The 25,631-nt window shown below is 56.0% G+C and carries 25 protein-coding genes; 12 read left to right on the top strand and 13 right to left on the bottom strand.

Annotated elements, in window-relative coordinates:
• Positions 1 to 71 precede the first annotated feature (71 nt).
• Positions 72 to 608 (top strand): cell division protein ZapC, encoded by a 537-nt coding sequence (zapC, locus tag V7Q49_RS08330; RefSeq protein WP_333850247.1) that lies wholly within the window; start codon positions 72 to 74, stop codon positions 606 to 608.
• Here zapC and V7Q49_RS08325 read toward each other — a convergent pair.
• On the bottom strand, positions 605 to 1,714 hold the full coding sequence (locus V7Q49_RS08325; protein ID WP_333850246.1) for a YcbX family protein: 1,110 nt from the start codon (positions 1,712 to 1,714) through the stop codon (positions 605 to 607). The two genes, zapC and V7Q49_RS08325, sit on opposite strands and share 4 nt — an antisense overlap.
• A gap of 99 nt (positions 1,715 to 1,813) precedes the next feature.
• Here V7Q49_RS08325 and rlmKL point away from each other — a divergent pair, with 99 nt between their 5' ends.
• The 6 genes from rlmKL to rmf all read left to right on the top strand — a co-directional run bounded on the left by rlmKL (position 1,814) and on the right by rmf (position 9,745).
• A complete protein-coding gene (gene rlmKL, locus V7Q49_RS08320) occupies positions 1,814 to 3,922 on the top strand; it encodes a bifunctional 23S rRNA (guanine(2069)-N(7))-methyltransferase RlmK/23S rRNA (guanine(2445)-N(2))-methyltransferase RlmL (RefSeq protein WP_333850245.1) in 2,109 nt (702 codons plus the stop codon).
• A 12-nt stretch (positions 3,923 to 3,934) separates the two neighbouring features.
• Positions 3,935 to 5,842: an ABC transporter ATP-binding protein gene (locus tag V7Q49_RS08315; RefSeq protein WP_333850244.1), complete on the top strand. Its 1,908-nt coding sequence runs from the start codon at positions 3,935 to 3,937 to the stop codon at positions 5,840 to 5,842.
• Between the two features lie 18 nt (positions 5,843 to 5,860).
• Positions 5,861 to 7,129, top strand: coding sequence for a membrane integrity-associated transporter subunit PqiA (pqiA, locus tag V7Q49_RS08310; protein ID WP_333850243.1), 1,269 nt, complete (start codon positions 5,861 to 5,863; stop codon positions 7,127 to 7,129).
• Positions 7,119 to 8,756, top strand: coding sequence for an intermembrane transport protein PqiB (gene pqiB, locus V7Q49_RS08305; protein WP_333850242.1), 1,638 nt, complete (start codon positions 7,119 to 7,121; stop codon positions 8,754 to 8,756). Before pqiA ends, pqiB begins: the two co-directional genes overlap by 11 nt.
• On the top strand, positions 8,756 to 9,322 hold the full coding sequence (gene pqiC / locus V7Q49_RS08300) for a membrane integrity-associated transporter subunit PqiC (protein ID WP_333850241.1): 567 nt from the start codon (positions 8,756 to 8,758) through the stop codon (positions 9,320 to 9,322). The genes pqiB and pqiC overlap by 1 nt, the downstream gene beginning before the upstream one ends.
• A 255-nt stretch (positions 9,323 to 9,577) precedes the next feature.
• Complete coding sequence (gene rmf / locus V7Q49_RS08295; RefSeq protein WP_333850240.1) at positions 9,578 to 9,745, top strand: ribosome modulation factor; 168 nt, start codon at positions 9,578 to 9,580, stop codon at positions 9,743 to 9,745.
• Between the two features lie 72 nt (positions 9,746 to 9,817).
• On the opposite strand, the gene fabA is transcribed toward rmf, so the two are convergent.
• Positions 9,818 to 10,336, bottom strand: coding sequence for a 3-hydroxyacyl-[acyl-carrier-protein] dehydratase FabA (gene fabA, locus V7Q49_RS08290; RefSeq protein WP_271269456.1), 519 nt, complete (start codon positions 10,334 to 10,336; stop codon positions 9,818 to 9,820).
• Between the two features lie 68 nt (positions 10,337 to 10,404).
• Entirely contained in the window at positions 10,405 to 12,165 is a 1,761-nt protein-coding gene (locus V7Q49_RS08285; protein ID WP_333850239.1) for a Lon protease family protein, read from the bottom strand.
• Positions 12,166 to 12,351: 186 nt separating this feature from the next.
• On the opposite strand from V7Q49_RS08285, the gene matP reads away from it, so the two are divergent.
• Entirely contained in the window at positions 12,352 to 12,807 is a 456-nt protein-coding gene (gene matP / locus V7Q49_RS08280) for a macrodomain Ter protein MatP (RefSeq protein ID WP_333850238.1), read from the top strand.
• A gap of 67 nt (positions 12,808 to 12,874) precedes the next feature.
• Here matP and ompA read toward each other — a convergent pair whose 3' ends face one another.
• Positions 12,875 to 13,930 (bottom strand): porin OmpA, encoded by a 1,056-nt coding sequence (gene ompA, locus V7Q49_RS08275; protein ID WP_333850237.1) that lies wholly within the window; start codon positions 13,928 to 13,930, stop codon positions 12,875 to 12,877.
• 354 nt (positions 13,931 to 14,284) lie between these two features.
• Entirely contained in the window at positions 14,285 to 14,794 is a 510-nt protein-coding gene (gene sulA / locus V7Q49_RS08270; protein ID WP_333850236.1) for an SOS-induced cell division inhibitor SulA, read from the bottom strand.
• A 217-nt stretch (positions 14,795 to 15,011) separates the two neighbouring features.
• On the opposite strand from sulA, the gene V7Q49_RS08265 reads away from it, so the two are divergent.
• Positions 15,012 to 15,638: a TfoX/Sxy family DNA transformation protein gene (locus V7Q49_RS08265; RefSeq protein WP_333850235.1), complete on the top strand. Its 627-nt coding sequence runs from the start codon at positions 15,012 to 15,014 to the stop codon at positions 15,636 to 15,638.
• Here V7Q49_RS08265 and yccS read toward each other — a convergent pair.
• Entirely contained in the window at positions 15,623 to 17,758 is a 2,136-nt protein-coding gene (gene yccS / locus V7Q49_RS08260; protein WP_333850234.1) for a YccS family putative transporter, read from the bottom strand. The genes V7Q49_RS08265 and yccS overlap by 16 nt on opposite strands.
• An 18-nt stretch (positions 17,759 to 17,776) precedes the next feature.
• Entirely contained in the window at positions 17,777 to 18,223 is a 447-nt protein-coding gene (locus V7Q49_RS08255) for a YccF domain-containing protein (RefSeq protein WP_333850233.1), read from the bottom strand.
• A 123-nt stretch (positions 18,224 to 18,346) separates the two neighbouring features.
• Here V7Q49_RS08255 and helD point away from each other — a divergent pair, with 123 nt between their 5' ends.
• Positions 18,347 to 20,401, top strand: a complete 2,055-nt coding sequence (gene helD / locus V7Q49_RS08250) for a DNA helicase IV (protein ID WP_333850232.1) — start codon at positions 18,347 to 18,349, stop codon at positions 20,399 to 20,401.
• A gap of 102 nt (positions 20,402 to 20,503) precedes the next feature.
• Here the strand turns inward: helD and mgsA are convergent, their stop codons facing one another.
• Entirely contained in the window at positions 20,504 to 20,962 is a 459-nt protein-coding gene (gene mgsA / locus V7Q49_RS08245) for a methylglyoxal synthase (RefSeq protein ID WP_333850231.1), read from the bottom strand.
• A gap of 79 nt (positions 20,963 to 21,041) precedes the next feature.
• Positions 21,042 to 21,704 (bottom strand): curli synthesis inhibitor, encoded by a 663-nt coding sequence (gene csgI, locus V7Q49_RS08240; RefSeq protein WP_333850230.1) that lies wholly within the window; start codon positions 21,702 to 21,704, stop codon positions 21,042 to 21,044.
• A gap of 171 nt (positions 21,705 to 21,875) precedes the next feature.
• Between csgI and V7Q49_RS08235 the strand changes: the two genes are divergently transcribed.
• Positions 21,876 to 22,289: a CoA-binding protein gene (locus V7Q49_RS08235; protein WP_106992629.1), complete on the top strand. Its 414-nt coding sequence runs from the start codon at positions 21,876 to 21,878 to the stop codon at positions 22,287 to 22,289.
• A 38-nt stretch (positions 22,290 to 22,327) separates the two neighbouring features.
• On the opposite strand, the gene hspQ is transcribed toward V7Q49_RS08235, so the two are convergent.
• A complete protein-coding gene (gene hspQ, locus V7Q49_RS08230; RefSeq protein WP_032617412.1) occupies positions 22,328 to 22,645 on the bottom strand; it encodes a heat shock protein HspQ in 318 nt (105 codons plus the stop codon).
• Positions 22,646 to 22,705: 60 nt separating this feature from the next.
• Positions 22,706 to 23,896, bottom strand: a complete 1,191-nt coding sequence (gene rlmI / locus V7Q49_RS08225; RefSeq protein WP_333850229.1) for a 23S rRNA (cytosine(1962)-C(5))-methyltransferase RlmI — start codon at positions 23,894 to 23,896, stop codon at positions 22,706 to 22,708.
• Between the two features lie 253 nt (positions 23,897 to 24,149).
• Here rlmI and yccX point away from each other — a divergent pair, with 253 nt between their 5' ends.
• On the top strand, positions 24,150 to 24,431 hold the full coding sequence (gene yccX, locus V7Q49_RS08220) for an acylphosphatase (RefSeq protein ID WP_333850228.1): 282 nt from the start codon (positions 24,150 to 24,152) through the stop codon (positions 24,429 to 24,431).
• Here the strand turns inward: yccX and tusE are convergent.
• Complete coding sequence (gene tusE, locus V7Q49_RS08215) at positions 24,428 to 24,757, bottom strand: sulfurtransferase TusE (protein WP_032617485.1); 330 nt, start codon at positions 24,755 to 24,757, stop codon at positions 24,428 to 24,430. The two genes, yccX and tusE, sit on opposite strands and share 4 nt — an antisense overlap.
• A gap of 86 nt (positions 24,758 to 24,843) precedes the next feature.
• Positions 24,844 to 25,503 (bottom strand): FtsH protease modulator YccA, encoded by a 660-nt coding sequence (gene yccA / locus V7Q49_RS08210; RefSeq protein ID WP_333850227.1) that lies wholly within the window; start codon positions 25,501 to 25,503, stop codon positions 24,844 to 24,846.
• Positions 25,504 to 25,631 lie beyond the last annotated feature (128 nt).

The raw sequence follows: 25,631 nt of genomic DNA, 5'->3' as shown, positions 1-25,631 counted from the left end.
TTGAAGTTAAAAAAGCGAAGCGGCAATCAGGACTTTCTTACGACAGGACGTTTTGGGAACGGGAGAGACAGATGCGAATTAAACCTGACGATAACTGGCGCTGGTATTTCTGTGACGAGCACGATCGCATGATGCTCGATCTCGCCAATGGTATGTTGTTTCGCTCTCGTTTTGCTCGCCGGATGTTAACCCCGGACGCCTTTGCCGATACCGGTTTTTGCGTCGATGATGCCGCCCTCTATTTCTCTTTTGAAGAGAAGTGCCGCGATCTCGAACTGTCAAAAGAACAACGCGCCGAACTGGTGCTCAATGCGCTGGTGGCGATCCGCTTCCTGAAACCTCAAATGCCAAAAAGCTGGCACTTCCTGGCTCACAATGAGCGCTGGTCGCCGGTCACCGGTGACGCCGCTTGCGCCAGCCTGAGCGAGAGTGCAGAACAGGTGAATTTGCTGGTGGTGGAGCCGGGCGATAACGCCGCACTTTGTTTACTGGCGCAGCCAGCGGTGACTATCGCCGGACGCACTATGCAGCTGGGCGACCCGATTAAAGTGATGAATGACCGACTTAAACCACAGCCGGTCAGCTTCAGTCTCGAGCAGGCCGTTTAGGCTTCCAGCTGTACCGAGGTTTTTGGTACGCAGCTGCAGCACAGAATAGTGCCGTCGCTGCCGATGGCCGATTTCTTCAGCGCACTCACTTCGCCTTCGACCAGCGTGATGCGACAGCATCCGCAGATCCCCGCACGACAGGAATAGGGCACGCGAATACCGGCCTGTTCAAGCTGTTCCAGTAACACCTGCTGATTATTACCGCGTATCGTCTGACCCTGCCACTGGATGGTCACCGCCGTCGCGGGCTGTGTCTCCACCTCGGTTGGCTCTTCCTCAGCGCCTGCGCCGTAGATCCGCCCTGGCCCGGTCGTAAGAATTTCCACTTCGTCGCCCACGCGGATCACGCCGCTGGTGCGCGGGATCAGGTTCTGACCGAAATCCACATCGCCGTTATCCTGGGCGGTACGGAAGGATTGCAGGGTTTTCAGCGGCTCCCCGGCAGGGTGCTTCTGCCCCTTTTCCGGGCTGACGGTGGTAAAGATGCAACGGCTGCAGGGTTTCACCACGTCAAAGATGACGTCGCCGATGCGGATCGCTTTCCAGGTGTCTTCTTCCCAGGCCGTTGCGCCGGTGACCACCAGGTTCGGGCGGAACTGCTCCATCTGCACGCTGGCCGGGCAGCGCTTTTGCAGATCGCGCAGCGAAGCGTCGTTGGTCAGCAGGAACGGGAAGCCGTCGGCAAACGACAGCGGCACCGCAGCATAATTTTTGACGCGTCGCGTCATTTCAGGCCCGACCCAGCGGAGCTGCACCGGGCGGGAAAAGAACTCGCTCAGCCAGCGGTTGATCGCCTCCGGGGCAATACGCGCGGTAAAGTGGTTGCCCCACACTTCGGTTGGGGCATCTGCTGGCGCAAAGTCGCTGAAGCGAACGATACTACTGGAACCGTCCGGCGCAGTGAGATGCAGACCATCCTGCACCGGGGCCGGGGTGAAGCGAACCATCTGCGGGAACTGGCGTGCGGTAATGAATGTGCCATCTGGTTCGGTGACCATAAAAGTGCGATCGTAGGCAAAACCGCTGACGTCTGCGAAGGCATGGGTGAGCCCAATACCGCGCATGGATTTGACCGGATGAATGAAAAGCCTGGATAACGTCGCCACGGCACCGTCCCCTCAAATGAAAATAAGCCCTCAACTTTATGACATAGAGCCCAGATTGGCTATAATGCGCAGCAATTTTCTTAGAGTAAAAGTGACGATATGAATTCTCTGTTTGCCAGTACGGCCCGTGGGCTGGAAGAGCTGTTAAAAACTGAACTGGAAAGCCTGGGCGCGCAAGAGTGCCAGGTGGTTCAGGGTGGTGTCCATTTTCAGGGCGACACGCGGCTTATTTACCAGAGCCTGATGTGGAGTCGCCTGGCCTCACGCATCATGTTGCCGATGAGAGAGTGCAAGGTTTACAGCGATCTCGATCTCTATCTGGGCGTGCAGACTATCGACTGGACAGAAATTTTTGCCCCCGGAGCCACTTTTGCCGTGCACTTCAGCGGCCTGAACGACGAGATCCGCAACAGCCAGTACGGCGCGCTGAAGGTGAAAGATGCCATCGTCGACAGCTTTACCCGTAAAAATCTGGAGCGTCCGAATGTCGATCGTGAAAACCCGGACCTGCGCATCAATGTGCGCCTGAATAAAGAGATCGCCAGTATCGCCCTGGATCTGTGTGGCGAAGGCCTGCACCAGCGCGGCTACCGCGACCGGGCGGGTATTGCGCCGATCAAAGAGAACCTGGCGGCAGCCATTGTGATGCGTTCCGGCTGGCAGCCGGGCACGCCGCTGCTGGATCCGATGTGCGGTTCCGGTACGCTGCTGATTGAAGCGGCTATGCTGGCAACCGACCGCGCCCCGGGCCTGCACCGCGGCCAGTGGGGCTTTAAGGGCTGGGCACAGCACGACGAAGCCACCTGGCAGGACGTGAAAGCCGAAGCGCAGACCCGCGCCCGTTCAGGACTGGCGGCCTATGAATCCCGTTTCTACGGCTCTGACAGCGACAGTCGCGTGATTGAACGCGCGCGCAGCAACGCCCGTCGCGCCGGGATTGGCGATCTGATCTCCTTTGAGGTGAAAGACGTCTCCCAGCTCACCAACCCGCTGCCGAAAGGCCCGTACGGGACGGTGATCAGCAACCCGCCATACGGCGAACGTCTGGACAGCGAGCCGGCGCTGATTGCCCTGCACAGCCTGCTGGGTCGCACCATGAAGGATCTGTTTGGCGGCTGGAACCTGTCCCTGTTCAGCGCCTCGCCGGAGCTGCTCAGCTGCCTGCAGCTGCGCGCCGAGCGTCAGTTCAAAGCCAAAAACGGCCCGCTGGACTGCGTGCAGAAGAACTACCATCTGACCGAGAAAGACGCTGACAGCAAGCCCGCCAGTATCGCGGAAGATTACGCCAACCGTCTGCGTAAAAACCTGAAGAAATTTGAAAAATGGGCGAAGCAGGAAGGCATTGAGTGCTATCGCCTGTATGACGCCGATCTGCCGGAGTACAACGTGGCGGTTGACCGCTACGGCGAGTGGGTGGTGGTGCAGGAGTACGCTCCGCCAAAAACCATCGATCCGCAGAAAGCGCGTCAGCGTATGCTGGATATCATTGCCGCGACCATTAGCGTGCTGAACATCGCCCCAAACAAGCTGATCCTGAAAACGCGTGAGCGTCAGAAGGGTAAAAATCAGTACGAGAAGATGAACAGCAAGGGCGAGTTTATCGAGGTGGGCGAATATAACGCGCGCCTGTGGGTCAACCTGACCGATTACCTGGATACCGGCCTGTTCCTCGACCACCGTATCGCCCGCCGCATGCTGGGCCAGATGAGCAAAGGTAAGGATTTCCTGAACCTCTTCTCCTATACCGGCAGCGCCAGCGTGCATGCGGGTCTGGGTGGCGCACGCACTACCACCACTGTGGACATGTCCCGCACCTATCTGGAGTGGGCAGAGCGCAACCTGCGTCTCAATGGCCTGACCGGCCGGGCGCACCGTCTCCTGCAGGCCGACGTGCTGGGCTGGCTGCGCGAATCGGAAGAGCAGTTCGATCTGATTTTTATCGATCCGCCAACCTTCTCCAACTCCAAACGCATGGAAGAGTCTTTTGATGTACAGCGCGACCATCTGGCGCTGATGAAGGATCTCAAACGGATGCTGCGTAAAGGCGGCACCATCATGTTCTCGAACAACAAGCGCGGCTTCCGCATGGATCACGAAGGGCTGGAACAACTGGGGCTGAAAGCACAAGAGATCAGTCAAAAAACCCTGTCCCAGGACTTTGCCCGTAACCGTCAGATCCACAACTGCTGGCTCATCACCGCCGCCTGAAAGGAAAAGTAAATGTCATTAATTAGTATGCATGGCGCGTGGCTGTCATTCAGCGACGCACCGCTCCTCGATAATACTGAACTGCATATCGAAGATAACGAACGTGTTTGTCTGGTAGGCCGTAATGGCGCCGGTAAATCCACGCTGATGAAGATCCTTAACCGTGAACAGGGGCTGGATGACGGACGTATCGTTTACGAGCAGGATCTGATCGTTTCTCGTTTGCAGCAGGATCCACCGCGTAACGTCGCGGGCACTGTGTATGATTTTGTTGCCGAAGGGATCTCTGAGCAGGCCGAATATCTGAAGGGCTATCACGAGATTTCTCATCTGGTGATGACCGACCCGAGCGAAAAAAACTTTAATGAAATGGCGCGCCTGCAGGACCTGCTCGATCATCATGGTCTCTGGCAGCTTGAAAGTCGCATCACTGAAGTTCTGGAGCAGTTAGGTCTGGAAGCGGACACCGAGCTGGCATCACTCTCCGGCGGCTGGCTGCGCAAAGCCGCGCTGGCTCGTGCGCTGGTCAGCGGTCCGAAAGTGCTGCTACTCGACGAGCCGACTAACCACCTGGATATCGAAGCGATCGACTGGCTGGAAGGGTTCCTGAAAACCTTCAACGGCACCATTATCTTTATCTCGCACGACCGTTCGTTCATTCGCAATATGGCGACCCGCATTGTCGATCTCGACCGCGGCAAGCTGGTGACCTATCCTGGCGACTACGACACCTATCTGCTGGAAAAAGAGGAAAACCTGCGTGTGGAAGAGCTGCAAAATGCAGAGTTTGACCGCAAGCTGGCGCAGGAAGAAGTCTGGATCCGTCAGGGTATCAAAGCGCGTCGTACCCGTAACGAAGGCCGCGTGCGTGCGCTGAAAGCAATGCGTAATGAGCGCAGCGAACGTCGTGAGGTGATGGGCACCGCGAAAATGCAGGTGGAAGAAGCGTCTCGCTCCGGCAAGATTGTCTTCGAGATGGAGAACGTTGATTACCAGGTGGATGGCAAAGTACTGGTGAAAGACTTCTCCGCTCAGGTTCAGCGCGGCGACAAAATTGCGCTTATCGGCCCCAACGGCTGTGGCAAAACCACGTTGCTGAAGCTGATGCTGGGTCAGTTGCAGGCCGACAGCGGCCGCGTCCATTGCGGCACCAAACTTGAAGTGGCCTACTTCGACCAGCACCGTGCAGAGCTGGACCCGGACAGAACGGTGATGGACAACCTTGCAGAAGGTAAGCAGGAAGTGATGGTCAACGGGAAACCGCGCCATGTGCTGGGCTATCTGCAGGACTTCCTGTTCCATCCAAAACGGGCGATGACGCCGGTTCGTGCCCTCTCCGGTGGGGAGCGTAACCGCCTGTTACTGGCGCGTTTATTCCTGAAACCCAGCAACCTGCTGATTCTCGATGAACCAACAAACGATCTTGATGTAGAAACGCTGGAACTTCTTGAAGAACTGATTGATAGTTATCAAGGAACGGTCATGCTTGTTAGCCACGATCGTCAGTTCGTGGACAACACCGTTACCGAATGCTGGATCTTCGAAGGTCAGGGTCGTATCGGGCGCTATGTAGGCGGCTACCACGATGCGCGTGGGCAGCAGGCGCAGTCGCTGGCGACAAAACAGTCAAAAGTGAAGAGTGAAACGGAAACGGCTGTTACCAAAGCAGAAACGGTCAAACGTAGCAGCAGCAAACTCAGCTATAACCTACAGCGCGAACTGGAAGGCTTGCCGCAGCGTCTGGAAGAGCTCGAAGCCAGCCTTGAAAGTTTGCAGGCTCAGGTGGCCGACGCGTCATTCTTTAGCCAGCCGCATGACCATACGCAAAAGGTTCTGGCCGAGATGGCCCAGGCTGAGCAGGCGCTGGAAGAGGCATTTGAACGCTGGGAATATCTTGAGGCTCTGAAAAACGGCGCTTAAGTAAATCATGGAGCCAGTATGTCCGAACATCACCATGCCGATCGGCATATTTTATGTTCCCAGTGCGACATGCTCGTGGCGCTACCCGCGCTCGAGCATGGACACAAAGCGGCATGCCCGCGATGCGGGGCAACGCTGACAACCAAGTGGGACGCGCCGCGGCAGCGTCCCACTGCTTACGCTATTGCTGCGCTGTTCATGCTGTTACTCTCCAACCTGTTTCCCTTTATCTATATGAAAGTGGGCGGTATCACCAGTGAAGTCGATTTACTGGAGATACCCGGCGTCATGTTCTCGGAAGATTACGCCAGCCTGGGGACCTTCTTCCTTCTGTTTGTCCAGATCGTACCGGCGTGTTGCCTGGGAATTATTTTACTGCTCGTCAACCGCGTGCAGATGCCTGCGGCATTAAAAATCTGGCTGGCGCGGATCCTTTTCCAGCTAAAAAGCTGGGGGATGGCGGAGATCTTTCTTGCCGGCATTCTGGTGAGCTTCGTCAAGCTGATGGCGTACGGCGACGTGGGGATAGGGCTCAGTTTTATTCCCTGGTGCCTGTATTGTGTCCTGCAGCTACGCGCATTTCAGTGCGTCGATCGCCGCTGGGCATGGGACGATATCGCCCCTGCACCGGCGCTGCCGCAAACGCTGCGGGTCGGCGTGCCGGGGATCCGTCAGAACCTGCGCCGCTGTACCTGCTGCACGGCCATTCTCCCGGCCGACCAGGCCATCTGCCCGCGCTGCGAAACAAAAGGGCACGTGCGGCGTAAAAACAGCCTCCAGTGGACGATGGCGCTGCTCGTCACCTCGATCATGCTCTATCTCCCTGCCAATATTCTGCCGATTATGATCACCGATCTGCTAGGGGATGAAATGCCCTCCACCATCATGGCCGGGGTGATCCTGCTGTGGGGTGAGGGGTCCTATCCCGTGGCGCTGGTAATTTTTATCGCCAGTATCATGGTGCCTACGCTCAAAATGATTGCCATTGCCTGGCTCTGCTGGGATGCCAAAGGACATGGCAAGCGGGATAGCGAGCGGATGCATTTGATTTATGAAGTCGTCGAGTTTGTCGGACGCTGGTCCATGATCGACGTGTTTGTGATTGCCGTACTTTCCGCACTGGTGCGGATAGGCGGGCTAATGAGTATTTACCCTGCAATAGGGGCATTAATGTTTGCATTGGTCGTGATAATGACCATGTTTGCAGCTATGACCTTCGATCCGCGCTTATCGTGGGATCGTGAGCCAGAGTCGAGCCATGAGGATGAGCAAAAGCATGGAAAATAAGAGTGGAGAGGCGAAAGTGCAGAAGGTCAAAAACTGGTCGCCGGTGTGGATTTTTCCCATCGTGACCGCGCTGATCGGTGCCTGGATCCTGTTTTATCATTACAGCCATCAGGGTCCGGAAGTGACGCTGATCACCACTAACGCCGAGGGGATTGAGGGCGGTAAAACCACCATCAAAAGCCGCAGCGTGGATGTAGGCGTGGTAGAGAGTGCGACCCTGACCGATGACCTGACGCACGTAGAAATTAAAGCCCGCCTCAACGCGGGCATGGAGAAGCTGCTCCATGGCGACTCGGTGTTCTGGGTGGTGAAACCGCAGGTAGGGCGAGAAGGCATTAGCGGCCTGGGAACCCTGTTGTCCGGGGCCTATATCGAACTGCAGCCCGGGAAAAAGGGCTCGCAACCGGGGGAGTATCAGCTGTTAGACTCGCCGCCGCTGGCGCCGCCGGATGCGAAGGGCATCCGCGTGATCCTCGACAGTAAAAAAGCCGGTCAGCTGAGCCCGGGCGATCCGGTGCTGTTCCGCGGCTACCGTGTCGGCTCCGTGGAAACCAGCACCTTTGATGCAACGAAACGGACTATCAGCTATCAGCTGTTTATCAATGCGCCTAACGATCGTCTGGTCACCGGCAACGTCCGCTTCTGGAAAGATAGCGGCATCGCCGTGGACTTAACCTCTGCGGGTATGCGCGTCGAGATGGGTTCATTGACCACGCTATTCGGTGGCGGGGTGAGTTTTGACGTGCCGGAAGGGATGGATCAGGGTCAGCCGGTGGCGCAAAAAACCGCGTTTAGACTGTATGACGACCAGAAGAACATTCAGGATTCGCTCTATACCGACCATATCGACTACCTGATGTTCTTTAAAGATTCTGTCCGCGGTCTGCAGCCGGGGGCGCCGGTGGAATTCCGTGGCATCCGTCTCGGTACGGTCGGCAAGGTGCCGTTCTTCGCGCCGGGGATGCGTCAGGTGCTGGATGACGATTACCGTATTCCGGTGCTGATCCGCATTGAGCCGGAGCGTCTGATCAATCAGGTTGGTGATACGCCAGATATCGCTCAGCATATTGACGGGTTGATGAAGCGTGGCCTGCGCGGCTCGCTCAAAACCGGTAACCTGGTGACAGGGGCGTTGTACGTGGATATGGACTTCTTCCCGAAAGAGCCACCGGTCAAAGAGATCCGCGAGTTTTCGGGATATAAAATCATCCCGACCGTGAGCGGGGGACTGGCGCAGATCCAGCAGCGTCTGATGGAGACGCTGGATAAAATCAATAATCTGCCGCTCAACCCGATGATCCAACAGGCGACCAACACGCTCAGTGAGAGCCAGGCGACAATGCGCCGTCTGCAAACAACGCTGGATAACCTCAACAAGCTGACCGCCAGCCAGTCGATGCAGCAGCTGCCGCAGGACATGCAGAAAACGCTGCGCGAGCTGAACCGCAGTATGCAGGGCTTCCAGCCGGGTTCAGCGGCGTACAACAAGATGGTGGCGGATATGCAGCGCCTCGATCAGGTTCTGCGTGAACTGCAGCCGGTGCTGAAGACGCTGAACACCAAGAGCAACGCGCTGGTATTCGAAGCGAAAGACAAAAAGGACCCTGAGCCGAAGGGGGCTAAATAATGAAAAAATGGCTAACGATTGCCGCAGTGGCGGCGCTCCTGACCGCCTGCAGCTCAGCAGAAAACAAGAGCTATTACCAGCTGCCGGTGGCAGCGCAGGCGGGGGGACAAAGTATTGCCAGCCAGGGGAACCGCCTGCTATGGGTCGAACAGGTGGCGGTACCGGATTACCTGGCCGGTAATGGCGTGGTATATCAAACCAGCGATGTGCAGTATGTCATCGCCAACAATAACCTGTGGGCCAGCCCGCTGGATCAGCAGCTGCGCAACACGCTGGTCGCCAATCTCAGCAGCCAGCTGCCGGGATGGGTGGTAGCGTCGCAGCCGCTGGGCAGCGATCAGGATACGCTGAACGTCAACGTCACCAACTTCCATGGTCGCTATGATGGCAGCGTGATCGTCAGCGGGGAGTGGTTGCTAAACCACCAGGGCCAGCTGATTAAGCGGCCTTTCCATCTGGAGCTGAAGCAGCAGAAAGATGGTTATGATGAGATGGTGAAGGTGCTGGCGCAGGGCTGGGCGCAGGAGTCTGCCAGTATCGCCAGAGAGATTTCCCGTCTGCCATAAGTAAAATTCATCGCACCGGGCCGCATTTAGCGTAACGCTAATTGCGGCTTTTTTTTCGTTTTATGGTCAGGCCGTTACTTGTGCCGCATCACACTTTTTGTACAAATGAACTTTTGAGTAGCTCACATTTATGACACTGGCGTGAATTTTGCGCATTGACGCTAAGCGGGAATCAGGGTATTCGTTATCTGTGATTGCACGTTTTGTAATCACTGTTATCTTTTCCACCAGATCAAATAATGAGGGAAACGAGGCATGAAGAGACAGAAACGAGATCGCCTTGAAAGGGCTCATCAACGTGGTTATCAGGCTGGCATCGCCGGACGTTCTAAAGAAATGTGTCCCTATCAGACTTTGAATCAAAGGTCACAATGGTTAGGGGGCTGGCGAGATGCCATCGGAGACAGGGCTATACTTGCTTGATAGCGTCTCTTTAAAAAAGAAACCTCCGCAGTGCGGAGGTTTCGCCGTTTTATGCTGGTGTAAAAGCAAAAATCAGAATGCGGAAGTATCCTGGAACAGGCCGACTTTCAGGTCAGTTGCGGCGTAGATCAGACGCCCGTCGACCAGCACTTCGCCATCCGCCAGGCCCATAATCAGGCGACGGTTAACAATGCGTTTGAAGTGAATACGGTAGGTGACTTTTTTCGCGGTCGGCAGAACCTGACCGGTGAATTTCACTTCGCCAACGCCCAGGGCGCGGCCTTTGCCTTCGCCACCCAGCCAGCCGAGGTAGAAACCAACCAGCTGCCACATTGCGTCCAGACCCAGGCAGCCTGGCATCACCGGATCGCCAATAAAGTGGCAACCAAAGAACCACAGGTCCGGGTTGATATCGAGCTCTGCTTCTACGTAACCCTTATCGAAGTTGCCGCCGGTTTCCGTCATCTTCACGACACGGTCCATCATCAGCATGTTCGGGGCCGGTAACTGCGGGCCTTTCGCGCCAAACAGTTCACCGCGACCAGAGGCAAGAAGATCTTCTTTTGTATAGGATTCGCGTTTATCTACCATGTTCTCAGTATGCCTTATTTTAGTGAAGGACGCAGGATAGCTAACACGTGTACGCTGAACAAGTCCGATCAGTTTGGCGTGAACCAGCTCAACCAGCGTAACGGCCAGGGATAACGATGGCGTGCTTCCTGCTGAGTTGCCTGCGCAATACGTTCCTGGATGGTGTGCATCAGCGTTGTCTGCCCTTCGGCATCCCACTCCAGGTTTGTCAGTAAGGGTAGCGCATCTGCAATGTCTTCGATCGCCCAGAGGCTGAATTGCTCCTCTTCTACCGCGGTCAGCAGTTCCTGACTGAGGCTGAGATGACGAACGTTCGGCAGGGGAATAATGACGCCCTGTTTACCGCTTAGCCCGCGCTGCTGACAAACGGTAAAGAAGCCTTCGATCTTCTCATTCAGACCGCCGACCGGCTGCGCGCGACCAAATTGATCCACCGAACCGGTAATGGCAATACTCTGATTCACCGGCGCATCGGCCAGGGCGCTGATTAACGCGCACAGCTCTGCCATCGAGGCGCTGTCACCATCGACTTCGCTGTAGGACTGCTCGAAGGTCAGCGAGGCAGTGAAGGGGATCTGCTGCTCAAGCTGCAGTTCCGACATCAGATAAGCCTGCATGATCATCATGCCCTTGGCGTGAATGTTCCCGCCCAGCTCGGCTTTACGCTCCACGTCGATAAACTCACCGTCACCGATGTGTACGACGCAGCTGATGCGGGACGGCTCGCCAAAGGCGCGCGGATGGCCAGGAAACTCAATCACCGACAGGGCGTTGATCTGCCCGACGCGTTCACCTTCGGTTTCGACCAGGATCTGCTCCAGCAGGATCTCGTCCTGCATGCGATCGGCAAGGTAGCCTTCGCGCCACTCTCGCTGCACCAGCATCTGGGAGAGCTGTTCGCCGGAAATGGTGTCGTCATCGGTCATGGCCGCGGCTTCACGCAGCTGCTTGCCAAGCCACAAAGGACAAAGCGGCAGAGTCTCCTGATCGCCGGTGTAGCGCACCGCTTCGCGGATCAGCACCGGCCAGGCATCGGCCGCCGGGGTTGGCAACTGCGCGCGTTCACAGACGTCATGTACCCACTGAAGCCATTGCAGCATATCTTCAGCGTCAGCGATCTGCGTGCTGTCTTCGAACTCGCTGTACACCACCTGGTCGGCCAGTTCGGGTTCCATCTCCTGAAAATCGGCCAGCGCTTCGCGATCGCCAATCAGCACCACTTTCAGTGAAAGCGGCATAGAAGGCACGGCAACCGGAAGAGGGCGCGACTCATCGTACGCCACCCAATCAAACCGCTGCTGGCTGACGCTGTTTTTCAGACGCATCCACAGCAGAGGCTGGGCCAGAAGCGTGCGCAGGGAGATGAGCAACACGCCGCCGTTGGCCTGATGAACCAGGCCGGGATGCAGGGTCAACTCGCCGTTGAACTGGCGCAGGCAGCCGAACAGCTGTTCTGCTTCTGTCCAGCCCGCCGGGACAATATTGCCTGTGACCGCAAAACGGCCATCGGGTACGGTCGCCGGTTCAAAGGTAACAGTACGCCCGTTAATGCTGTACTCACCCCCAAAGACCGTCCCGGTTTCTGGTTGCAGCTGCCGCATGGCATCCGCCAGAAGACTCAGGTACTCCGCTTCGTCTGGCGCTTTCAACAACATGAATGGTGAGGTTGCCCACGGGCTTAACACCTGCTCCAGTGCGTAATGCAAGCGGGGCTGTGTGTCGCTGAGGATATATTCGTGTTCTTTCGCGAGATCTGGCTGTGTAAACAGTTCCTGATAGCTTTCGGTATCCGGAACCAGGTCACGCCATGCAAGTTTCGTAATGGTCAAAGTTGATGTTTTTTAGTCAGAAGTAAAACGATGGAGTATACCGTAAGGCGCAGGCTCTGCCCATGAGGGAATGGGCGTTTCCAGCGATGAATGCATCACCGCGTATCACAGGATATGATTTCTTTTCAGCAGATTGCCAAAAAACTGATATTCTGAACACAGTTACACGGTCACATTGAGATCGCAATGAAATACCAACAACTGGAAAACCTCGAAAGCGGCTGGAAATGGAAGTATCTGGTCAAAAAACACCGTGAAGGGGAATTGATCACGTGCTACCTCGAAGCCAGTGCTGCAAAAGAAGCTGTAGATTTGTTGCTGACCCTCGAAAACGAACCCGTTCTGGTCAACGGCTGGATAGATAAACACATCAATCCGGCGCTGCTGAACCGCATGAAGCAGACCATCCGCGCGCGGCGAAAACGGCATTTTAATGCTGAGCATCAGCATACCCGGAAGAAGTCGATCGATCTGGAGTTTATGGTCTGGCAACGTCTGGCCGGGCTTGCCCAGCGCCGTGGAAAAACCTTGTCAGAGACTATCGTGCAGCTGATTGAAGATGCGGAACATAAAGAGAAGTACGCCAGTCAGATGTCGACCCTGAAAACCGATCTCCAGGCGCTGCTGTCCAGTAAGAAGTAATCTTCTGCTTTTCTTCAGACAATAAAAAACCCCGCAACATGGCGGGGTTTTTTTATAAGACGATAACTTATGCCGCTGGCTGAGTTACAACGTCTTTGATGCCTTTAACTTCGATCTCTACGCGACGATCTGGAGCCAGGCAGTCGATCAGTGCAGCGCGAGCTTTCACGTTGTCACAGGTAGAACCGGTAACTGGGTTAGATTCGCCCATACCACGTGGGGAGATCTTGTTAGCCGGGATACCTTTAGAGATCAGGTAATCAACAACAGACTGAGCACGTTTCTCGGACAGACCCTGGTTGTAAGCGTCAGAACCGATACGGTCGGTGTAGCCCAGAACCACTACGGAACCATCTTTAGGATCCAGGTTGCTCAGCTGGGTGTACAGCTGATCCAGTGCCTGCTGACCTTCTGGTTTCAGGGTAGCTTTGTTGAAGTTGAACAGAACGTCAGACTTCAGAGTGAAGTGCTTGGTCTGTACTTCTGGAGCTGGTGCTGGAGCTGGAGCAACGATTGGCGCTGCTTCTTCCTGCTGGCCGAAACGGTAAGAAACACCCAGGCTCAGCATGCCGTTGTCTGGACGAACACCAACGGTGTTGCCGTCGCCGATGTTGTTAACCCACTGGTATTCCAGACGGGTAGCAACGTCACGGGTCATTGCCCACTCAACGCCACCTGCGAATACTGGAGATACGCCAGTGTCGTGGTCGTCGCCAGCGATGCTGTTGCTGGAGTCTGCACGCCATACCATGCCGCCCAGACGGGTGTAGATGTCTACAGCGTCATTTACTGGGTAGCCCAGTTTAGCAGTCAGCTGAACGCCCTGTGCCTTGAATGCGCCGTTAATGGTGTCGCCTTTGTAAGGCATACGGCCCAGCCAGTCGTAACCCATTTCGAAACCAACATACGGGTTAACCTGATAACCACCGAACGCGCCTGCGCCCAGCTGGCTTTCATGAGTTGGACCGTCGTTGTTCAGGGCACTGTTATACCAGCCAGTGTCATGGAACTGAGACCAGCCCAGTTTACCACCTGCATACCAGGTATTATCTTTCGGAGCGGCCTGCGCTACGGTAGCGAAACCTGCCAGTGCCACTGCAATCGCGATAGCTGTCTTTTTCATTTTTTGCGCCTCGTTATCATCCAAAAATCGCCATGAGAATCTCAATGAGAGTCACGGTTAAATCCTTCACCGGGGGGCGGGGACAAAGAGTAAAGCTACCGATATCTTCGGTTTAGGCCGAGCACCCCTGGCGATGTAAAGTCTACAACGTACCTGAAAACTTACAAGTGTGAACTCCGTCAGGCATATGAAAAAAAAAGTTTTGTATACACAATATTTAACATTTCTGGCGAAGATTTGGGCGTGCTAAACTGGAGGAAGCCGCGGCTGACAAGACTTGTCGCGGCTTTTAGAAAGGGAACCAATGGCGTAGAGCGCGTGCAAAAAAAATTCCAGGAAAACTCTTATTTTTACTTAATGATACAAATTCGAGTGAATTTTTAGCCCAGAAAGGTGTCCGTTGCCCAGAGCATTCATTCGAACGGGGCGCATAATAAAGCCCAGTGCGTTACCTTCTTCAGCCGCTTCGGCCAGGCGATGTTGTTCCATTTCGGTTAATTCTTCCGTAAACCAGCCAATCACCACGCTGTAATTCCCGGTACGCAGTGCCTTTACCATCGATTCTACAGTATGGCAGGGATCCATCTGGCTAACCTGCATCACTTTGGTCAGCGGTAAGCCTGCCGATTGCACCCATTCCCGGCTCAATTTTTGCTGCGGCGTCAGCCACAGCTGCCAGCGATCCTGCTGACCAAGCTGCTGTAACAGGGGCAGCAATAACAGCTGCGTCATCATGGGCTGGTCTTCACGGTAAAGCACTTCACTAATCAGCCCGGTGGACATATACGCAGCGGAGCTCCGTGCATTTTTGCCTGCGGAAGAAGAGAAAGTTGTTGAACGGTTTGCATAGCCTGAAGAGTACATAATCAATCCAGCCCTGTAGTTACTGTATGGATATACAGTAACCCCTGTACGTCTAAAGATCAACCTCATTTTCGGAAAGCGCCTCGCAAATTTGGTTTGTAATACAGGCGGATTGAAAAATCATCTTGCTGTTCGATCATAAGTTACCTATTTTTTGGCTAACGGATCCGTTAACACATGACTTCACTATTACTCCATGATTTAAAAGGGAAATATCATGAAAAAGTTATCTTACGAACGGATCTATCAATCCACGAAATACCTTTCATCCCTCGGTGATGTTGAGCATCGCGCCCTGTTTGGCGGATACACGCTGGCGGTGGATGACGCGGTCTTTGCGATGGTGTCAGACGGAGAGTTATACCTGCGCGCCTGCGAAGAGAGCGCGCAATATTGCGTCAAAAACGCCTCCTCTTACTTAACGCTGGTAAAGCGGGGGCGCCCGGTATTGCTGAATTATTACCGTGTCGATGAGGCGCTCTGGCAGGATCAGGACAAGCTCCTGCGGCTCTCCTCATTTGCCCTGGAAGCCGCGCGGCGGGAGCGGCGGGAGCGGTACAAGCGCGACAGGCTGAAAGATTTGCCCAATCTCACCTTTCAGCTTGAGATCCTGCTCAACGAGGCGGGTATTACCAATGAAGAGGCGTTGCGCATCCTCGGCGCAGAACAGTGCTGGTTAAAGCTCAGAGAGCTGAACCAGCATCTGAGCTACAAAGTGCTGTTTGCTCTGGAAGGGGCGATCGTCGGGCTGCATGAAGCGGCGCTCCCGGAGAACAGACGCCGGGAGCTGGTGGAGTGGTATAAAAGGCTGCCGGTGGAGAGCGGCACTCACTCCGGCAGTTGATTAACGTGCTGCTGTAAACGACAAATTTCTGGCAGCAACGCGATAAGCAGACCGATTTGCTGCAGCACCAACGGCGCTTTGCTCTCGGCACCCGGTTCAATATGCGAAATGCGTTGCGCCAGTTCGGTCAGGGACTGCTGAACCCGGGGCTCATCCGCCGGGCGTTGATGAAGCGCATCATCCACATAGCAAACGGCATCATCCAGCAGCGCCAGGATGGTAGGGCTGGTTAGCCGCTCGCGGTGCGCACCCAGCGCCGAAATGTAGCTGGTAAAGGTATGGTTCAGGCACAGCAGACGGAACGCTACTTCGCGCGTTTCCGCTGTCGCCCGCGGCTCCGTGGACATGTTCGAGACCACCGACGCCAGTTCCGCGTCGCGGTTATAGGCATCACGCCGGGCGATGCGATACGTCAGGCGGTTATCGCGGCCCTGATGATACTGCTCGAGGATGGCATCCAGATACCGGCAGTTAGCATTCATCGCCTGATCCAGCACGCGCGGCAGATTACGGAAGCGCCAGTCCGGCCAGATAAAGCTCACCGCGGCCCAGGCGATGGCGCAGCCAATCAGGGTATCGATGACGCGCGGTAGCGCCACTTCAAAGCCTTCTCCGAGCAGGTTGAAACAGAGCAGCACCAGCAGGGTAATAAACATGGTGGCGTGCGCATACTGGACATTGCGAAACGCAAAAAACAGTACGCCGGTGATCACAATTAATATCAGCTGGCCTTCCAGCGAGGGGACGAAGTAGAGGATGGGCAGCCCAATGGCGACCCCAACCAGGGTACCGATAATACGCAGCGCCAACCGGTGACGGGTGGCGTTGTAGTTCGGCTGGCAGACAAACAGACTGGTCAACAGAATCCAGTAGCCGTGGTTAAGCCCGGTAATCTGTATAAAGGCATAGCCGGTACAGAGCACCACCGACATCCTCACTGCATGGCGGAACAGTGCCGATTCCGGTGAAAAGTTGCGGCTTAAGCGCAGCCACATATCGCTGAAACCGTGCAGGCTGTCGTCGGCAAGCTGATTTTCCACATCGTTACCGGGCAGAGCCAGCGCCTGCTCGGATTCGATGGTGGCGAGCTGGGCATCAATGGCGCGCAGGTTGTTCAGTAGAAAACCCAGCGCTTTCATCTGTTCGGCAGAGGTCCCGCTGGCCTGGACGCGATCGAGCGCCGCATCCAGATGGGTGAAGGCGCGCTCAAAATGCGGATCGTGCTGATAGGGCGTGCGCAGCAGGATGGAACGCGACAGCTGCTGGCAGGCCTGCGACTGCATGGAGAGCAGGCGCTGGAAGCGAAACATCACGTCGCTATAGCGAAACTTCTCACGCAGATCGGCGTACTGAATGTGCGAGGAGCTCGCGCGCTCGTGAATATCCTGCGCCACAAAGTAATAGTGCAGAGTGCGGCGGGTGCCGCGCTGACCGCGATCGCCGCGCAAACGGGTAAGCAGCGAGGCTTTAGTCTGATTCAGCGTGGTCACCAGCTGGCCGTTTGCCAGGGCCAGATCGTACAGCGGCGCCTGGTCATCACCTTCAATATCCGGATCAAAGAGCCGGGACTTGAGTTCCAGATAGTGCGCCAGCTGCTCATAGCTGCGAGCCAGATTGTCCTGTAATGGCCGAATGGGGAAGATCAGGTGACCGGACAGGGTAAGCAGGTTATACCAGACCGCCCCGAGCAACAGCAGAACCGGCTGCTGATACCACTGGTCATAAAGGGACACCCCCAACATGGTATAGATAGCAATCAGCAGTGCGCCAAAGGCGATGGTGGCATAGCGCTGGCCCAGCCCGCCCAGCAGGATAAAGACGCTGGTGGAGAGCATCAGGCCGATGGCGAACAGCCACGGCCACGGGAAGAGCAGTTCCACCGATGCGGAGGCGATAAAAAAGCAGATCAGCGTGATAACCAGGTTGCGCAGCCGACCGGCGAGGCGGTCATCCAGATCGGCCAGCGCCCCGGCCACGACGCCCAGCGTCAGCGGGATGGTCAGCTTCACGTCGCCCAGCCACCAGGGCAGGGCGGTGCTGCCGCACAGGGCAATAAAGATCCTGGCGTTATACAGCCAGGCGCTGTTGAGGGTGTAGCGGCGAAGCAGCGGGCTTAGCATGAGCGCTCGGGATCCTTGTTACGGAAAACGACGGCGGGCGTTGGCTTCCCGGGCGGCGCGGGCCACTTCCACCGGGACAACCCGGCGTCCGACAGGCCACAGGGCAATGGCGGCAATCTTAAAATTGGCGATCCCGACCGGGATCCCGATAAGCGTAATGCACTGCGCGATCCCCGCTGCAATGTGCATGACACACAGCCACCAGCCAAAGAAGATCAGCCACAGAATGTTGAGCAGCGTCCCGCCGGTGTTCATCAGCGTGCTTTTGCTGTCAGGCTCCAGTTCATCAACGTGAACCGCTTCATTACCATACGGGACCAGCGAAAGTTTGGTGATCTCCCAGCAGGAGCGCGTCAGCGGCAGGGTGAAGATCAGCACTATGCTGATCAGCGTCGCCAGCAGCCAGGCGAGCGTGGTGGCAAAACCACCGAGGACAAAATTCAAAATATTCAGAACGGTACGCATAAAACCTCAATTCTTTCCGTAATGTTGAAGCCCTGCTGATTGTAACGTTTTTTTGCGCTGGAGCACCTGAAAACTGGCAGTTAAACTATCAGGCAATTACTCACGTCGTGGATCGGGCTGGACATGGAACTGAAAGCAACTTCGTTAGGCAAACGCCTGGCACAACATCCGTACGACAAAGTCGTTCTGCTTAACGCCGGAGTGAAAGTCTCCGGTGAACGCCACGAATATCTTATCCCCTTCAATCAACTGCTGGCCATTCACTGTAAGCGCGGTCTGGTCTGGGGCGAGCTGGAGTTTGTCCTGCCCGAAGAGAAAGTGGTACGGCTGCACGGGACGGAGTGGGCGGAGACCCAGCGTTTCCACCACCATCTGAACACGCTCTGGCAGCAATGGAGTGCTGAAATGAGCGAGGTGGCGGCGCAGGTACTGCAAAACGCGCTGAACGATATTGCCACCAGCAACGCGCAAAACAGCTGGCTGACGCGGGAGAAAACGCTGGGCCTGCAGCAAAAAATTAACCAGGCGATCCAGGCCCTCCCGCTGTCGGTTTCACGTCTGGAGGAGTTTGATAACTGCCGGGACGCCTGGCGTCAGTGCCGGGCATGGCTGGAGGATATTGACCAGAGCCGACTGGCGCACAACCAGGCATGGACCACCGCCATGCTCAGCCAGTATGCCGACTTTTTTGCCGGTATTGAGTCATCCCCTCTCAACCCGGCCCAGGCCCGTGCGGTAGTTAACGGCGAACAGTCGCTGCTGGTGCTTGCGGGAGCCGGCAGCGGTAAAACCTCGGTGCTGGTGGCGCGGGCAGGCTGGCTCCTGACCCGCAATGAAGCCGCTCCCGAGCAAATTTTACTCCTGGCGTTTGGCCGCAAGGCGGCCCAGGAGATGGATGAGCGGATTGCGGCCCGGCTGCACACCCGCGACATTACCGCCAGAACCTTCCACTCCCTGGCCCTGCATATCATCCAGCAGGGGAGCAAAAAGGTGCCGGTCGTCAGCAAGCTCGAGAACGACACCGTGGCGCGGCAACAGATATTTATCGAGGCCTGGCAACAGCAGTGCAGTGAGAAAAAAGCGCAGGCCAAAGGCTGGCGCCAGTGGCTGGAAGAGGAGCTTGACTGGAGCGTACCGGAAGGCAGTTTCTGGCAAAACGAGAAGCTGGCGCGTCGACTGGCTCCCCGGCTCGATCGCTGGGTCAGCCTGATGCGGATGCACGGGGGCGCACAGGCCGAGATGATTGCGGGCGCGCCTGAGGAGGTCCGGGCGCTGTTTTCTAAGCGGGTGAAGCTCATGGCTCCGCTGTTAAAAGCGTGGAAGACCGCTCTCAAAGAAGAGAATGCCGTCGATTTTTCCGGGTTGATCCATCAGGCGATCGTCATTCTCGAAAAGGGCCGCTTTATCAGCCCGTGGAAGCACATCCTGGTGGATGAGTTTCAGGATATCTCCCCCCAGCGCGCGGCGCTGCTGGCGGCGCTACGGGCGCAGAATAAGCACGCCACTCTGTTTGCCGTGGGAGACGACTGGCAGGCGATCTACCGCTTCAGTGGCGCACAGCTGTCGTTGACCACGGCGTTCCACCACTACTTTGGCGAGGGCGATCGCTGCGATCTCGATACCACCTACCGCTTCAATAACCGGATCGGTGAGATCGCCAACCGGTTTATCCAGCAGAACCCGCATCAGCTGGCAAAACCGCTGAACAGCCTGTCGGCCGGGGATAAAAAAGCGGTCACGCTGCTGGCTGAGGATCAGCTCGATGCCCTGCTGGATAAACTGAGCGGTTACGCCCGGCCGGAGGAGCGCATTCTGGTGCTGGCACGCTATCACCACCTGAAGCCCGCCAGCCTTGAGAAAGCCGCGACCCGCTGGCCGAAACTGCAGCTCGATTTTATGACCATTCATGCCAGCAAAGGGCAGCAGGCTGATTACGTGATTGTGGTGGGGTTGCAGGAAGGGAGCGACGGCTTCCCGGCACCTGCGCGTGAATCGGTGATGGAGCAGGCCCTGCTGCCCGCCGTGGAAGATTTTCCCGATGCTGAGGAGCGGCGGTTGTTGTACGTGGCGATGACCCGCGCCCGTCACCGCGTCTGGCTGCTGTTTAATAAAGAGCAGCCTTCGCGTTTTGTGGACATATTGAAAGAGATTGATGTGCCGGTAGCGCGCAAACCGTAGCGATAATTTGCCCGGCGGCGCTTCGCTTGCGCGGGCCTACGGGTTGTGCGGTTTGTGGTATTTGTAGGCCGGGTAAGGCGAAGCCGCCACCCGGCAGGGCCACTATTTCAGACGTTCAGCCAGATAGCGCTGATAATCCGGGATCAAAATCTCTACCTGGTCGTTGAACTGCGGGGAGGCAATGATAAAGTCCGCCGTCGACAGGTTGGTGGCGACCGGAATGTTCCACACCGTGGCCAGACGCAGCAGCGCTTTAACGTCCGGATCGTGCGGGACGGCATTCAGGGGATCCCAGAAGAAGATCAGCACATCAATCTTCCCTTCCGAAATCAGTGCGCCTACCTGCTGGTCGCCGCCCATTGGGCCGCTCAGCAAGGCATTGACCTCAAGCCCGGTTTCGCGATGGATCAAATTACCGGTGGTCCCGGTGGCTGAAAGCTGGTGTTTTTCCAGCAGGGATTTATGACGCTGAACCCAGTTGAGCAGCATCTGTTTGCAGTGATCGTGCGCCACCAGCGCGATATGTTTGCGGTCCGGCAGTGTGCGGGTTGTGAGTTCCATAATCTCTATCCGTTAGTTAACTGGTTACAGATTACTGGAAGCACCTGATGCTGCAAGGGAAAGGGGTAAAAAATGCGGCTCAGGACGAGGGTTGTTTCTTCGCCCACTGCAGAAAACGGCTGCGGGTTTCGGGATCGGCCTGGGCAAACCAGTATTTAAGCCGCTGCTCGGTCAGATTCTGCGACTGCGGCGGCGGCATATCCAGCTCGGACACGCCGGATAACAGGGTGCTGTCATCGGCCATGGTGGTGGAGAACTGCGGTATCGAGGCGCTCTGGCCCGCTTTGTTATAACGCTCGGTATCGTACTCGTAATTTACGCCGGTTGGCGAATCGGTGATTGCCAGAATATCCAGCTTAACCGGAATAGGCGTCGCATCGCCGTCCAGCAATTCAATATGCGGTGAACGATCAAAAAGTTGCGACTCTTTTTCTGTTTCCAGCCGGGGAAGGCTAAAATTAACCTGACTGATGCGTTGGGTGTTAAAGCTGGCGACCAGAGGAGGGGAGATATAGACCCGTTCTTCATGATTGCCGAGGCGAATGGTCCTCTCTACCCGAAAAACAATCTGATGCGGGCCGTTATCCAGCTCGATGCTGTCCGCCCCGCGCAGCAGGGAACTGGAGACTTTTTTGCCGTCCAGCACCAGCAGGTCGATGTCCGTAGAGAGCCGCAGCGTTGTGGCAAAAACGCAAACCGGCATGAGCAGCGCAAACAGACTCCAGGCAATGCCGGTTTTCATAAAAAGCCCTCTTAAAAGACGCGCATCGCGAATAATGTATCAAAATTTTTCTTAAATCATATTTACTAACATATAGACATGATCTGGCGATTTGCCCTCATGCAGACGTATGGGATGGCAGGTTGCTCACACTGCATTGATATTGATGTTGAACACGCCAGGAGGAAGTTCATGAAACAGAACGATATTGCTGAGATCCTTTCCACCACCCGAACGATTGCGCTGGTGGGTGCGAGCGACAAACCCGATCGCCCAAGTTATCGGGTCATGAAATATCTGCTCGATCAGGGCTATCACGTGATCCCGGTATCGCCAAAAGTGGCAGGCAAAACGCTGTTAGGCCAGCAGGGGTACGGCACCCTGGCAGAGGTACCGGAAAAAATCGATATGGTGGATGTATTCCGCAATTCAGAAGCCGCATGGGGCGTGGCGCAGGAAGCCATTGCGGTTGGGGCGAAAACCCTGTGGTTACAGCTCGGGGTGATTAATGAACAGGCGGCGGTGCTGGCGCGTGATGCGGGCATGAATGTGGTGATGGACCGCTGCCCGGCGATTGAGATCCCACGCCTGGGGATGGCGAAGTAATAAAAAACCCGGTCAGCCGCTGGCTACCGGGTTTATCTTTAGTTGCGCAGGCGCGGGGCCTGTAACTGTCTGCGGATCGTTTGCGCCAGTTCATCCATGGAAGGCTGTTCAGGGTGTTCATCCTGCTGCTCGCCACTGAGCTGAGCTTCGGCAAGATAGGTATGCACGGCCTGGCCTTCGTCGTCTTCCATTACCACGTGGTACCAGGGGGCGGCGCGGAGTTCTGCGTTCACCGCCAGCTCATCGGCTGACGGTTCATCGAGAGAATATTCCGGGTCGATATCCACGACCACGCCCAGGTATCCTAACAGGGAGTGGCGGACCTGCTGGCCGATACCGAATTTGCTGGCAATCATAGTCACCTCCCGGGAAACGTTACTTACTCTATAGGTGAGGGCAACATTCCACTTTTCAAGTTACATGATGCGACAGGCAAATCCTTTCAGATACAGCCCTTCCGGGTAGGTCGCGATCACCGGATGATCGGCCGCCTGACGGAACTGCTCTATAAATTGTACATCACGGCCAGCATCTACAGCGGCATCCGCAATAATTTTCTGGAATAATTCGGTGGTCATCAGGCCGGAACAGGAGAAGGTCAGCAGCACGCCGCCCGGGTTAAGCAGCTGGATCGCCAGCATGTTGATGTCTTTATACCCACGGCAGGCACCCATCAGCTGGTTTTTGTTTTCCACAAATTTCGGCGGATCCATCACGATTACGTCAAACTTCTCGCCCTGGTCGCGGTATTTGCGCAGCAGCTTAAAGACATCGTCGCGCACAAATTCGGCTTTACTGAGATCCAGCTTGTTCAGCTCAACGTTTTGCTTCGCTACGTCCAGCGCTTCCTGCGACGTATCGACGCTGACAACCTGGCTGCAGCCGCCCATCAGGGCCGAGACCGCAAAACCGCCGGTGTAGGAGAAGCAGTTCAGCACGCGTTTATCAGCTACGTACTGGCGGGTCGCCAGACGGCTGTCACGTTGATCGAGGTAGTAACCGGTTTTATGGCCGCCCTGAATATCCACCAGCAGTTTCATGCCGTGCTCTTCGATAGGCAGCAGGGCTGGCGGCAGCTCACCGGTGACCGGGCCCTGGGTCAGCTCCATTCCCTCTTTTTTACGCACCGCAACGTCGCTGCGATCGTAAATGGCGCATTCAGGATACTGCGCCTGCAGGGCGCTGATTAACGCCGCGCGCTGATATTCAGCCCCCGCGCTTAACAGCTGCAGCACCAGGAAGTTACCGAAACGGTCGATGGTCACGCCCGGCAGGCCGTCGGATTCGCCGGCGATCAGACGATAGCTGTCCAGCCCGTCGCGTTTTGCCAACCAGTCGCGCCACTGCTGCGCCTGCTGCAAACGACGAACGAAGAACGCGATGTCGATGGTTTCATCTTTATCAAACGTCCAGACGCGGGCACGAATTTGCGACGCTGGCGAGTATGCGCCGCGCGCTAACCATTTCCCCTGATGATCAACGATATCGATAGTTTCACCGAGGTTGGCTTTGCCTTCCATACGCGCAACCGCGCCGGAGAAGACCCAGGGATGGCGGCGCAACAAGGATTTATCGCGCCCTTTGGCTAACACTAAACGTACACTCATAATTTGCTATTCTGTCGATTCCATGGAAATGGCGCGTAGAGTAGCACAGATGGCCAGGGGCAATCATCTGCGGACACTATTGAGCGTTGCGGAACAAATTAAAATCGCTCCGGCACAATACCCCTTCGCGGTGGGTTTTACAGTGGTGTTTCCGCCAGCATTACGGGTGCTTACCTAAAACGTTACGCTAATCGCCCGGCCATAATTTGCTATTCTTGTGGTTCAGGGCCTGGCATGGATAAGGGGAGATATCATGGCAAAAGTCTGCACCATCGCGTGGGTTCACGGCACGGTTCAGGGGGTGGGTTTTCGTTACAGTACGCAGCGTGAAGCCACAGATCTGGGGGTAACCGGGTACGCGCGCAATATGGATGACGGAAGCGTTGAGGTAGTGGCATGCGGCGAAGCGGAACAGGTCGACAAACTGCTTGCCTGGCTTAAGGCGGGCGGGCCGCGCATCGCCCGCGTTGAAAAGGTGCTGACAGAACCGCATCAACCCGACCGGGAATACGTCAATTTCGGTATTCGCTATTAAATGCACTTCACAGGCTTAGGCAGACCGGCGATCTTGGTCGCCTGTTTTGCCGGGCCTTTCGGGAACAGACGATACAGATAGCGGCTGTTACCTTTCTCCTCGCCATACTTATTGGCCATCGCTTTTACCAGCATGCGGATGGCGGGGGAGGTGTTAAATTCCAGATAGAAATCACGCACGAAACGCACCACTTCCCAGTGCTCCGGCGTCAGGGCGATAGACTCTTTTTCGGCAATGACAGCCGCCAGGCCTTCGCTCCACTGGCTGGTCTCTTTCAGATAGCCTTCGCTATCGGTCTCAATCTCTTTACCTTCAAAGTTCAGCATAATCATCACAGGTTTATCGAAAACCGCGGCAGTTTACCAAAAAAGAAAGCCCCGCATAAGCGGGGCTTTTTATACAGCACTGTCGGTTAATCGCGGCTGGCGAAGCCCAGGATGCTCAGCAGGCTGACAAAGATGTTGTACAGCGACACATACAGGCTCACGGTGGCGCGAATGTAGTTAGTTTCGCCGCCATGAATGATGTTACTGGTCTCCATCAGGATCGCCCCGGAGGAGATCAGGATGAACACTGCGCTGATGGCCAGGTGCAGAGCCGGCAACTGCAGGAAGATGTTCGCCACCATACCCACCAGCACCACCACGATGCCCGCCATCAGCATACCGCCGAGGAAAGACATGTCTTTGCGGGTGGTCAGCACGTAGGCGGAACAGCAGAAGAACACCAGCGCCGTACCACCCAGCGCCATGCCGATCAGATCGCCCATACCGGCAGACAGATAGGTATTCAGCATTGGCCCCAGGATGTAGCCCAGGAAACCGGTGAAAGCGAACGCGGACAAAATACCTACCGGCTTGTCAGCGGTCTTGTAGGTCAGGAACATCAGACCGTACATGCCGACCAGGGTCAGGATCAGCCCCGGAGACGGCAGCATCAGCACGGTGCTGGCGGTTGCCGTCAGCGCGGAGAAGGCCAGCGTCAGGCTGAGCATAAAGTAGGTATTACGCAGCACCTTGTGGGTGCTGAGCAGCGATGTGCGGTCGCGCGAAGAAGTAATTATACGATCCATGAGTCACTCTCTTATGACAGATGTAATTGACGGCAAGAATAGAAAACGACGCGCCGGTTACAAAGTGGTTTTACCCATCTTTACTCAGCGTCTTAGGGTCAGAGCCAGCATGATATGTTCCATAACGC

The sequence above is a fragment of the Leclercia sp. genome, assembly GCF_036780805.1.
Taxonomy (GTDB): Bacteria; Pseudomonadota; Gammaproteobacteria; order Enterobacterales; family Enterobacteriaceae; genus Enterobacter.
Note: the sequence above shows the minus strand (reverse complement) of the source record. Positions and strands in the feature narration are given on the sequence as shown.